Below are 6,519 nucleotides of genomic sequence, written 5' to 3'. Positions count from 1 at the left end.
AGTTTCAGAATCGTTGAGCGCTTCAGTATCCGCTAATGAGTCCATTTCGATCTCTGAGTCATTTAGTCAGTCTACCTCAGAAAGCATTTCAGAATCAGTCTTCGAATCGTTGAGTGCTTCGGTTTCTGCAGGTGAATCTGTTTTGACCTCTGAATCCGAGTCGATTAGCCAGTCAGCATCGGCAAGTGTTTCCGAATCCGTCTCAGAATTCTTGAGTACCTCAGTTTCGACAAGTGAGTCCGTTTTGACCTCTGAATCCGATTCGCTTAGTCAGTCAATATCGGTAAGTATCTCCGAGTCGGTTTCAGAATCGTTGAGTACCTCGGTTTCTGCAAGTGAATCTGTTTTGACTTCTGAATCCGAGTCGCTTAGCCAGTCAGCATCGGCAAGTGTTTCAGAGTCAGTTTCTGACTCCTTGAGTACCTTAGTTTCTGTAAGTGAGTCACTTTCGACTTCTAAGTCCGAGTTGCTCAGTCAGTCGACTTCGGAAAGTAGCTCAGAATCAGTCTTCGAATCATTAAGCACCTCTGAATACGCCAGTGAATCTCTTTCGACCTCTGGATCCGATTCTGTAAGTCAATCGGTATCAGAAAGTGTCACCGAGTCTGTTTCAGAATCTTTGAGTACTACATTCTCAGCAAATGACTCAGCCTCGACTTCTGAGTTGGAATCAGAATCCGTCTCTTTGAGTATCTCGGATTCTACAAGAGGATCAGTCTCAGCTTCCCAATCGCTTTCAACTAGCCAGTTGACCTCAGAAACCGAGTCCGTCTCCGAATTAATGAGTGCCTCAATTTCCGCAAGTGAATCTATATCAACTTCTCAATCTGAGTCGGTAAGGAATTCAGATTCTATCTCGAGTTCCTTGAGTCAATCTGCTCCATCAAGCGAGTCTGCCTCGACACCGGAGTCTAGGTCTGAGAGTCAGTCTGATTCAGTCAGTCTAACCGAGTCGTCATCGGGATCCCTGAGCGGTTCAATCTCAACAAGTGAAACCCTCTCAGAGTCCTCATTTGACTCGCAAAGTCACTCAGAGTCAATCAGTCATTCTCAGTCTCTTTCAAGGCTGGATTCAACAAGCGAAGTTCGGTCTGAGAGTGTTTCAGGATTACTCATCCAGTCCTTATCCAACAAAGAAAGCTCATCGGAAGAAGTTCTTCCGGCAACTGGGGAGAAGAAATCTACAGGATCAATCTTATTTGCTACTCTTGCATCTTTCGTTGGGCTAGCTCTATTGGGGCGCCGTAAAAAAGAAGAGGAAGAATAATCCCGTATCGCTATGTGAAAACACCTATCTGGTATTTTGAGTGTCTACAAGAGAATCTCATTTTGAGATTCTTTTTTTCTGTTTTACCCTATTAGATTTCGCTGATTTTATCAAAAAATAATGAAAATACTTTCGAGGAGGAAATTTTTTGAAAATTGAATTGTTATTTACCTCAAATTACTTGAATATGTATAGTAATAATGTATAATATTTAATGACTATAAAGTTGAGGGGATATTCATGTTTTTTAAACGTTTGAATGGAAAAGTTAGGGAGATGGATCGAACGACTCGTTTCAAGTTAATCAAGTCTGGGAAGCACTGGGTTCGTTCAGAAAATTCTACCTTAGGTTTATTTAAAATTGTTCGTGGAGAAGTAGAAACAAGAGTTGTAACGATGTCAGATAAGGAGCGGGATGGGATCCGTTCTACAAGTCAATTTGTACTGAAAGGCTTATTGGCGACGGGAGCAGCTGCTGGTGCTACCTCCATTATCAACACGGCTTTTGCGGATGAAGCAGGAACTGATGTGGTGACAACTTCTGAATTACAGAAAGAGACCTTAGCAGAGGCCAATAGCTTAGTGATTGGATCTGTTTCTGATGCCAGATCAATGTCAGAAGAAAGTCTTGAATCGACAAGTGCTTCAGTCTCTTTAAGCGAGCACGGTTCTGAGAGCCTTACTGTGGCTCTGAGCGAATCTGCTTCAGAAGCTACGACGACATCAGAGTCAAGCCTGGAAACGACCGAAAGGGTTCTAGGTGCAACGGATAAGGTTGGTCTAGAACAGAATCTGTCAGAAGCGACCTTGTTGACCCAAATGGCCGAAAACTATGCCTCAAACCTTACAAATGCGGATCAAAAAGCAGCTCTTTCAGCTGCTATCGCTAAGGTGCAAACCGACTTGTCAACCAGTACTCAGTTGCTTCATGAAAATGTAGGGACGCAAGCTTATGTGGGTCAGCGTCAACGGTTAAATGAGTCTGTTGATGAAATGATGCTTGCTCTGAAAGCATCAGGTTTTGTGGGGAATAGCAGTGTAAACGGCAAACCTGCCATTGCAGCTCAGTTGGCACCAATTTATGAAACCGTAACGGACTCTGAAGAGTTATCAGAAATTACTCCTGATTTGGAAGACCGAAACGGAGCTAATATCGAAGATGCTGCTTTGAAATTTGCAGGAGTAGAAAAGGATCCGCATTTAGATAAATCTGTAATAAATCTCGATCCTGCGACTCTTAAGTCTCTGTCTGAGAACCATGATGTGACACGTTATACCTTTGCTATTTGGGATTTCGTTAATCGAGTAAAGCCGGATCCTCTGGATTATTATGCAACCTTGTCCGTCGATCGTAGCTCGATTGGTTCAACTACTCCTAAAGGTGTCGACGTATACTTCCGCTTGGTTAAAAAGTCTAGTGGTACGGAGGTTTATGCTCAAACAGTTAAAGCAAATAGTGTAGTTGAATTTGATTTACCAAAGGAATTAGTTGGTTCAGATACAAACCGCCAATACAGGGTCTTTTACTCAATTTATGATGATGGGAAACCTGGAGTTATACGGATGCAAAGTGTAAGTTACCAGACTCCTAAATTTATGATTCAACAGCTTTATGATGTGCTAGAACCTAAAAATGTAGGTCTTTATGCACCATCGACAGTAGCATCCATTGTTCCATCACGAAGTGCTGAACATGTCACCTATTATAAGCTCATTGACGACAAAGGACAATTCTCGCGAGGAGCTTATGTTCCAACTGGCAGGGAAACTGTTTTGGCCTCTTATGCCCAGGTTGGTATTGAAGGCCAAGAGTACACAGCTTCAGCTGCTCGACAATTGGATGGTTTTGTTCAAGTTCCATTAGTAGATTATCATCAGAATAAAATGTCTGGCGTCTTTGATCTTAGGAAGGTTGGAGAACAGAATGTAGATACTTATTGGGGAGGGGCAAGAGACCATTATATTAAGCTTGTCCGTGAAGTGACAAGTCCAAATGGTGATTTCACCTTAAAATACTATGTCTTGGATCCTTCCAAACAGAAAAATTACCGGAAAGGTGATAACGGTACAGTATTTGACCTTGCAAATTATACCTTAGTCTATGAAAAGGCCTTTAGAAATGATCATTGGAATGAAACCTTTGAAAATCTTGAGACGCGAGAGGTAAAAAGCAAGAAAGAGGATTATTCTCTTACAGTCACTCCCGATTTTTCAGATGGAAAAAACTTTAAGTTAAAAATCTCAGGTTGGTTCTCCTTGACAGAGAAGGTGAGCTATACGGATGAAAAAACGGGTAAGGAATATTCTTTCCGTAAACCATATACTTCCGCCCCAGAAAATCAAGCACAGCTTAGTGGTAGCCATATTGTGGGTGATGATGCATCCCTTCAAGGTGCTGACGGATTTTCTAAGTTTTATCATACGGTTTCGACCAGGGTTAGCTACTGGCCATTAAAGAGTGTGAATTACTATTACCGAAGAATGACTCCTTCTGAATTGAGTTCTCAATCATTCATTTATTCAGCTTCTCATTCGATGTCAACACAAGATAGTCTTTCATACTCAGAAAGCAACTCACAGGTAGTTGCTTCAGAGTCTCAATCTCTGTCTGTAGCTGTTTCTCTGTGGGATAGTCAATCAACGTCCTTATCTGAGTCGATGTCAAGTAGTGACTCGGTATCAGATAGTTTTTCTATTTCACAGGAACTCGAATCTCAATCGCTATCTTCTTCTCAGTCTAATTTGCAGAATGATTCGGAGGTCTCAGCTTCAGTATCGGTAAGTAGCTCTCTATCTGCTTCAGAGAAGTTAGCTTCTGAGTCATTGAGTGGCTCCTTGTCTGTATCGGAGTCGATTTCTTCCGCTTCGACAAGCGCATCGTTATCAGCCTCAGAGGTATCCGTTTCGGCTTCAGCAAGCAGTTCATTGTCAGTTTCAGAGAAATCCACTTCTGAATCCTTGAGTGGATCGCTGTCTGTATCAGAGTCAATTGTTTCCACTTCAGCAAGTAGTTCGTTGTCAGCTTCAGAGAAATCCGCTTCTGAGTCATTGAGTGGCTCCTTGTCTGTATCAGAGTCAATTGCATCAACGTCAGCAAGTGCTTCAGTATCAGCTTCAGAGGTATCCGTTTCAGCATCAACAAGTAGTTCGTTGTCAGTCTCAGAGAAGTCATCTTCTGAATCAGTAAGCGAATCCTTGTCTGTATCAGAATCGATTTCTTCCGCTTCGACAAGCGCATCGTTATCAGCCTCAGAGGTATCCGTTTCAGCATCAACAAGTAGCTCTCTATCTGCTTCGGAGAAATTTGCTTCTGAATCATTAAGTGGTTCCCTGTCTGTATCAGAGTCAATTGCATCAATGTCAGCAAGTAGCTCGTTGTCGGGTTCAGAGTCGTCTGCTTCAGAATCAGCAAGCGCATCGCTATCAGCCTCAGAGGTATCCGTTTCGGCTTCAGCAAGCAGTTCATTGTCAGTTTCAGAGAAATCCGCTTCTGAATCCTTGAGCGGCTCCTTGTCTGTATCAGAGTCGGTTGTTTCTACTTCAGCAAGTAGCTCGTTGTCAGCTTCAGAGAAGTCATCTTCTGAATCCTTGAGTGGATCGTTGTCTGTATCAGAGTCAATTGCATCAACGTCAGCAAGTACTTCAGAATCTGTAGCTCGTATGAAATCTTCTGAACTTCAATCCGCTTCAGTATCTGAGTTGATTTCGGAATCAACTAGCGTGTCAACTTCATCATCGATAAGTGCTTCAGAAGCAAGTACGTCGATTTCGGCAAGTGTATCAGAATCAGTCTTAACTTCTGAATCAGTTTCAAGTAGCGCATCAGAATCTGTCTTGAGTTCCGAGTCCGTTTCAGTAAGTAGATCTGAATCAATCTCAAGTAAACAAGCATCTAAGTTAGCGTCTGCTTCGGTCTCTGAGTCAGTTTCAACGAGTGCTTCAAAAACTAGTGCGTCAGTTTCAGCAAGCGCGTCAGAATCAGTCTTGAATTCAACATCCGTTTCAACAAGTGCATCTGAGTCAACCTCAAGCAAGCTAGCATCTGAGTTGGCATCGGCTTCAACCTCAGCCTCTGAGTCAGTCTCAACTAGCACTTCAGAATCTGTAGCTCGTATGGAATCTTCTGAACTTCAATCTGTCTCAGTGTCTGAGTTGACTTCGAAATCAACAAGCGTTTCAGCTTCGGCTTTGACAAGTGTGTCAGAAGCAAGAGCATCGGTTTCAGCCAGCGTATCAGAATCAGTCTTGAATTCAGCGTCTGTTTCAAACAGTGTCTCTGATTCGACCTCACGCACGCAAGTTTCTGAGTTGGCGTCTGCTTCAACATCAGAGTCAGTCTCAACTAGCACATCAGAATCTGAAGCTCAAATGGAATCTTCTGAGCTTCAGTCTACATCTGTATCTGAGTTGAGTTCGGAATCCGTTTCGGCTTCAGCAAGCGCATCAGAATCTGCTTCAAACAAACAAGCCTCTGAATTGGCTTCGGCCTCAGAGTCAGTTTCAGCCAGCGCATCCGAATCAGTCTTGAATTCCGAGTCTGTTTCAATCCGTGCATCTGAATCTGCTTCTCGCAAGCAAGCCTCTGAGTTTGAGTCAACATCAACATCAGAGTCAGTTTCAATCAGCATATCAGCATCTGTAGCTCAAATGGAATCTTCTGAACTTCAATCTGCCTCAGTGTCTGAGTTGACTTCTGAATCAATCAGCGTTTCCGTTTCAACATCGACAAGTGCGTCAGCCAGCGTATCAGAATCAGTCTTGAATTCCGAGTCTATTTCAAACAGTGTCTCTGAGTCGACCTCACGCACGCAAGTTTCTGAATTGGCGTCGGCTTCAGCTTCAGAGTCAGTTTCAACCAGCACATCAGAATCTGTAGCTCGTATGGAATCTTCTGAACTTCAATCTGCCTCAGTGTCTGAGTTGACTTCGAAATCAACAAGCGTGTCAACTTCAGCATCTACAAGTGTGTCAGAATCAAGAGCATCGGTTTCAGCCAGCGTATCCGAATCAGTCTTGAATTCAGCGTCTGTTTCAGAAAGTGCATCCGAATCTGCTTCAACCAAACAAGCCTCTGAATTGGCATCCGTTTCAATCTCTGAGTCAGTTTCAGCAAGAGCTTCAGAATCTATTTTGAGTTCTGAGTCAGTTTCAATCAGTGTATCTGAGTCTGCTTCAAGCAAGCAAGTATCTGAGTTAGAGTCAACATCAACATCTGATTCAGTGTTAACTAGTGAGTCTGTATCAGTAAGTAG

General features: G+C 42.9%; 2 protein-coding genes. Both read left to right on the top strand.

Annotated elements, in window-relative coordinates:
• The first annotated feature begins 781 nt into the window (after positions 1-781).
• Positions 782-1,267, top strand: a complete 486-nt coding sequence (locus ACLOR3_RS02245; RefSeq protein WP_412036990.1) for an LPXTG cell wall anchor domain-containing protein — start codon at positions 782-784, stop codon at positions 1,265-1,267.
• A gap of 240 nt (positions 1,268-1,507) precedes the next feature.
• On the top strand, positions 1,508-6,519 hold a 5,012-nt coding region (locus ACLOR3_RS02240), incomplete at its 3' end, for an accessory Sec-dependent serine-rich glycoprotein adhesin (protein WP_412036950.1).

The sequence above is a fragment of the Streptococcus intestinihominis genome (genome assembly GCF_046824975.1).
In the GTDB taxonomy this organism is placed as follows: domain Bacteria; phylum Bacillota; class Bacilli; order Lactobacillales; family Streptococcaceae; genus Streptococcus.
Note: the sequence above shows the minus strand (reverse complement) of the source record. Positions and strands in the feature narration are given on the sequence as shown.